At 71.5% G+C, this 5,360-nt stretch carries 2 protein-coding genes and 1 pseudogene; all 3 read right to left on the minus strand.

From position 1 onward, the window contains the following. Positions 1-888, minus strand: a pseudogene (locus tag VGC13_RS17835) (hypothetical protein); the annotation flags it as partial. Between the two features lie 371 nt (positions 889-1,259). After that, positions 1,260-3,593 (minus strand): PKD domain-containing protein, encoded by a 2,334-nt coding sequence (locus VGC13_RS17840; protein WP_331126638.1) that lies wholly within the window; start codon positions 3,591-3,593, stop codon positions 1,260-1,262. Positions 3,594-3,864: 271 nt separating this feature from the next. Beyond that, the coding region (locus tag VGC13_RS17845) for a PKD domain-containing protein (RefSeq protein WP_331126639.1) at positions 3,865-5,360 on the minus strand (1,496 nt) is incomplete at its 5' end.

Here is a 5,360-nt window from a genome sequence, read left to right on the forward strand (position 1 = left end):
CTGGCCGTGCGCGTTGATGGCGTTGGCGCGGCTGCTGGCCCCGCCCAGCGTTCCCAGGTCCACCATCCCGCCGCCCGGGGTCCAGAGAAACGCGTGGAACGCCGCGTTGCCCGCAAGGTCCGACTGGCCCACCACCTGCCCGGCCTCGTTCATGTCGGCGGGCTCCGTGCCTGTTCCTCCCAGCGTTCCCAGGTCCTGCATGGACCCGTTCTGCCAGAAGAAGCCGCGGGGGCCCGACGTGCCGGTGACCTGCCGGGCGTTGTTGATCCGCACCGCGTCGGTGTTCCACTGGCCGGGGAGCGTCCCCAGCGGGATGGTGGCATTCTGCGCCGTCCACAGGACCGCCCCTCCCACGGCGTCCCCGGCATCGTTGATGGCGTTGCCCCCGCCAGGGCCCCAGCTCGTGCCCGCCCGTGACCAGCGGTACACCGCCCGGCCGGAGTACACGCCGCCCTCGGTCCAGCCGGTCGCCAGGCCGGCGTCGTTGATGGCCCGGCCGACGCCTGTGATCCAGTAGCAATACACGTCATCCCCCACCTCCTCGCACTCTTCCGTGCCGCCCGCGATCAGCTCCATCTCCCCTCCCGGCTCCCAGAAGAAGCCGACGTCGATCCCCGGGTTGACGGAGGTGTTCCCGACGATCTGTCCCGCGTCGTTCATGTCCTGCACGAACACCCCACCGTACCCCAGATCCCCGATGTCCATCTCGACGGAGCCGGTCACCAGCAGCCTGGGCTCCGCCGGCCGGGAACGGACGCCGGGACCGGTCGGCTCGTCGTCGTAGCACGCGGAAACCGCGAGCAGCAGGAGTGCCGCGGCGGCGGACCGGCGCAGGACACAGCGGGGGTGGGCGTTCCAGGGGAGCGGGCGGGGGGAGAGGCGTGACATCGGGGCCTCCGGGAACAGCGGAAAGGGCAATGCGATGAAGAAGGACGCACGCCGCATCCTAAACGCCAATTCACGCATCGGCAATGGTTTTCGATCCCCGCCCTCGCCCCGCGCCGCGTGCTCGTCCGGACCGGGGTGTGGAGCAGGGGGAGGGGGCGCAGAGTGGAGGCGGGCATCACCGGGCGAGGGAGATCCGCCCCGCGCACGAGATGGAGACCGGCTGAATTCCGCGATGGAAGCGGTCGCAAGTCCTGTCCGGTGTGCTGCGCCGGACGGGGCTTCGACTTCATGCGGGATGTCCGATCCGCTTGCCGCCCGGCCGCCCCGCGCGGGCAGGGCCGGAGGCGCCCCTGCGCATCCTCCCCCGCCCGCTACCGGGTGACGGTCAGGGCGTGGACGCCGCTGGACGCGCCGTCCTTGTCGTAGACGTGCACCAGCACGGTGTAGGTCCCGGGGGCCGCGTAGGCGTGCGGAGCCAGGACGGCGTTGTTCCCCTGCACCCCGGCCCACCCCTCCGAGCGCGTCCCGTCGCCCCAGCGAACCACCCACCTCCACGGCCCGTCTTCGGTGCCGGCGTCGGTGAAGCCGAAGGTGAGGAGGGTGTTGAGCCAGGTGGCGCCGGTGATCACCGGCCGGGCATTGAGCGGCGTGACGGTTCTGCGGTACTCGCGCACGCTGCCGTCCTTGTCGCGGATGCGGGCACCCACGGCGTGGCTCACGTTGTCTGGCCGGCCACTGCAGGTGCGCCACGTGGAGCCGCCGAACGCCGTGTACCCTCCCGTCCCGCAGTCGAACGCGTAGGCAAAGCCGGCCCGCCGGTCGATCGCGGACGAGTCGGTGGCGTTCAGCATCTCCAGGGTAAAGTCCTGGCCCTCATACGGAGTGAGCAGCCGCAGGGCGGCCGTCGGCGCCGTGCTGCGCACCGTCACCGAGACCGTCGCGGTGTCGGCGCGGGACGCTGCGTCCCAGACGATGAGGCGCACCGTATACGTGCCGTTGTCGCCGTACACCTTGCTCCAGGCGAACGCGGTGTCCTGATGGCGGCTTTGCGCCGCGGTCCCGTCGCCGAACTCCCACCGGTACAGCAGCAGTCCGCCGTTCTCCGCCGCGCTTCCCTGGCTGCTCAGCAGGATGCGGCCCCCCTCCGCGACCGCGTACTGTCCGCCCGGCGGCGGCGCGATGACCGCGTGGGGCCAGCGTGGCGGGCCAATGGTGACCACCGCGTCGTCCGTCCAGGTCACACCGGCCGCGTCGGTGACGAACAGCCGCACCGGGTACGAGCCGGGGGCGTCGAACGCAAAGCCCGTCTGGGCGCCGGTGGAGTCGGCGACGCCGTCGCCGGTGAAGTCCCAGGCGAAGACCAGCGCTTCGCCGTCGGGGTTCAGGGTGGCGGTTCCGTCGAAGAGGATCGGCTCTGACTGCTCCCCCTGGTAGGGGCCCCCGGCGTCCGCGGTGGGCCCCACCCGGATGGCGATGTCGTCCCAGAAGCGGCCGCGGTTGAACTCCCCCACGTTCTCGGTGGGATGCGCGGAGCCCCCGGCCACCTGGCCGCGGTTGTTGATGACCTTGCCGTAGCCGTTCCCCAGGATCTGCATGCCGCTGGCCCGGCTCCAGACAAAGGCGTACGGGACGCGGTACCCGGCCCGCGAAAAGCCGGTGACGATTCCCGCGTCGTTGATGTCCAGCGCCTCGCTGCCGGACAGGGCGGGGTCGGGTGCGGGGCGCGTCGGATCATGGACCAGCGGGAGGGTCCCCACGTCCACCATTCCCTCCGCGGCGGTCCAGAGAAAGGCGTGCCGTGTTCCACCGGCCGTTTCGGCCCACCCCACCACCTGGCCCCGCGCGTTGATGGCGCTGGCGTGGCTGTTGGCCCCGCCCAGCGTTCCCAGGTCCTGCATTCCGCCCCCCGGGGTCCAGAGAAAGGCGTGGACCGCGGCGTCACCCGCGACGCTGGAGCGGCCGACCACCTGCCCGGCCTCGTTCAGGTCGGTGGGCTGGGTGCTGCTTCCTCCCAGCGTTCCCAGGTCCTGCATGGTCCCGTTCTGCCAGAAGAAGCCGCGGGGGCCCGACCCGCCGGTGATCTGCCGCGCGTTGTTGATGCGCACCCCGTGGCTTCCGGACTGTCCGGGAAGGGTTCCCAGCAAGGTGACCAGGTCATCGAAGGTCCAGAGAAACGCCGGGCTGCCCCCCACGGCGTCCCCGGCATCGTTGATGTCGCGTCCGGGACCACGAGCGTCGCCGGGGATCTGCGTGGCGGGTGGCCAGCGGGCGGTCGTATAGCCGTCGGAGCCCGTGACCATGCCGCCCGCATTGATGGCCAGGGCGTCCCCGGGGATGATGTAGCACTCGAGCCCCCAACGCGTCTGCTCACACCACTGGTCGCCCGCGATCCATTGCATCGTCCCTCCGGGCTCCCACAGGAAGCCGACGTCGCCGCCGGCGCCGTTCGCATCCTTCCACGTGTTGCCCACGATCTGTCCCGCATCGTTCATGTCGTGCACGAACACGCCCCCTCCGCCCAGGTCGCCCAGGTCGGTTTCGATGGCGCGGGCCCCCGCCAGCCGGGGCCCGCCCGGCCGGCCCAGGGTGCTCGTGGGGTCGTCCACGCAGCCGGCGCCAAGCAGCAGCGCGGCGAGCGCCGCGGTACGGAGCAGGGGAGCCGCCGGGGAAGCAGGAGGGAGCGGCGTGGAGGAGAGGCGTGACATCGGGGCCTCCGGGAACAGCGGAAAGGGCAATGCGATGAAGAAGACGCAGCCGCATCCTAAACGCCAATTCAAGGGAGGGCAATGCTTTTGTTCTCCCCGGGCCGCGTGCTCGCCCGGGGTGGGGCACGGGGGCGGAGGCAGCGTCGCCGGAAACGAGATCCACCGGGATGAACGCCCAAGGGACGGATGTCGCGCGGAGGTCGCGGAGGAAAACAGAAAGGACGCGGAGATCTCGGTCTTCGCGTCCTTTCTCCGTTCCCCGGGTTGATCCCTACGGGGTGGCGGTGAAGCTGTAGACGGCGCTGGCGGCGAGCTGCCGGTCGGTGACCTGGAGGGTCGCGGTGTAGGGGCCGCTTCCGGCGTACACGTGTGAAACCGTGATCGCGGAGGGGGACGCGGAGCTCGCGCTTCCGGTCGACTGCGTGCCGTCGCCCCACCGCACCACCCAGGTCCACGGGCCATCCTGGGCGCCCGCGTCGGTGAAGCCCGCAAAGAGCAGGTGGCCGTGCATGGCGGCCCCGGTGACCACGGGGCGTGCGTTGCGCGTGACGAGGGTGCGGGTGTACTGGCGCACCGCGCCGTCCTTGTCGCGGATGCGGGCGCGCACGACGTGGGTGGTGTCGTTGGCCCGTGCCTGGCAGGTGGTGGTGGCGGAGGCGCCGTACGGCTCGTAGCCGCTCCCCGCGCCGCAGTCGAAGGCGTAGGTGAACCCCGCCCGCCGGTCGGCGCTGGACGAATCGGTCGCGCTGTTCAGCGCCACCGTGAAGTGCGCGTTCTCGTACACGGTGGTCGGCACGTAGAGGACGGCCGCCGGAGCCGTGTTCCGCACCACCACCCCGACGGTCGCGGTGTCGGAGCGCCCTGTGGCGTCCCACACGATCAGGCGGGCCGTGTAGGTGCCGTCGTCGGCGTAGGTCCTGGTCCAGTTGAACGGGGCGGTCTGAAAGCGGCTCTGCGCCGACGTGCCGTCGCCGAACTCCCACCGGTACAGCAGGGGCCCGCCGTTCTCGCCCGCGCTTCCCTGGCTGCCCAGGACGATGCGGCCCCCCTCCGCGACCGCGTACTGTCCGCCCGCCGGCGGCGCGATGACGGCCCGCGGCCAGTGCGGCGGGCCGATGGTGACGCTGGCGTCGTCGGTCCGGGTGGTTCCGGCCGCGTAGGTGACGAAGAGGCGCACCGTGTACGAGCCCTGGGCGGAAAAGACGAAACCCACCTGCGCGCCGGTGGAATCCGGGACCCCGTCGCCGGTGAAGTCCCACGCAAAGACCAGGGCATCGTTGTCGGGGTTGGCGGTGCCGCTGGCGTCGAAGAGGACCGGCTCGTCCTGCTCGCCATGGTAGGGCCCCCCTGCGTCCGCCGCGGGGAAGACGACGTCGCGCCAGAACCGGCCGCGGTTTACCTCGCCGACGGGCTCGGTGGGATGCGCGGATCCCCCGGCCACTTGGCGGTGGTTGTTGATCACCTTCCCGTAGCCGTCGCCCAGGATCTGGAATCCGCCTGCCTGGTTCCAGACGAAGGCGTACGGAACGGGATAGCCGGCGCGCGAAAAGCCGGTCGCCTCGCCTGCGTCGTTGATGTCCAGCGCCTCGCTGCTGGAGAGGGCGGGATTGGGGGCGCCGCGCCGCGCGTCGGGGACCACGGGGAGCGTGCCCATGTCCACCATCCCCGCGCCGGGGGTCCACAGAAAGGCGTGCCGGGCGCCGCTCGCCGTCTGGGCCCACCCCACCACCTGGCCGTGCGCGTTGATGGCGTTGGCGCGGCTGCTGG

Source organism: Longimicrobium sp. (assembly GCF_036399255.1).
Lineage (GTDB): Bacteria > Gemmatimonadota > Gemmatimonadetes > Longimicrobiales > Longimicrobiaceae > Longimicrobium.

Excerpts from the sequence above, each read along its gene's own strand:
- VGC13_RS17840 (WP_331126638.1), bottom strand. The coding sequence starts at position 3,593 with ATGTCACGCCTCTCCTCCACGCCGCTCCCTCCTGCTTCCCCGGCGGCT.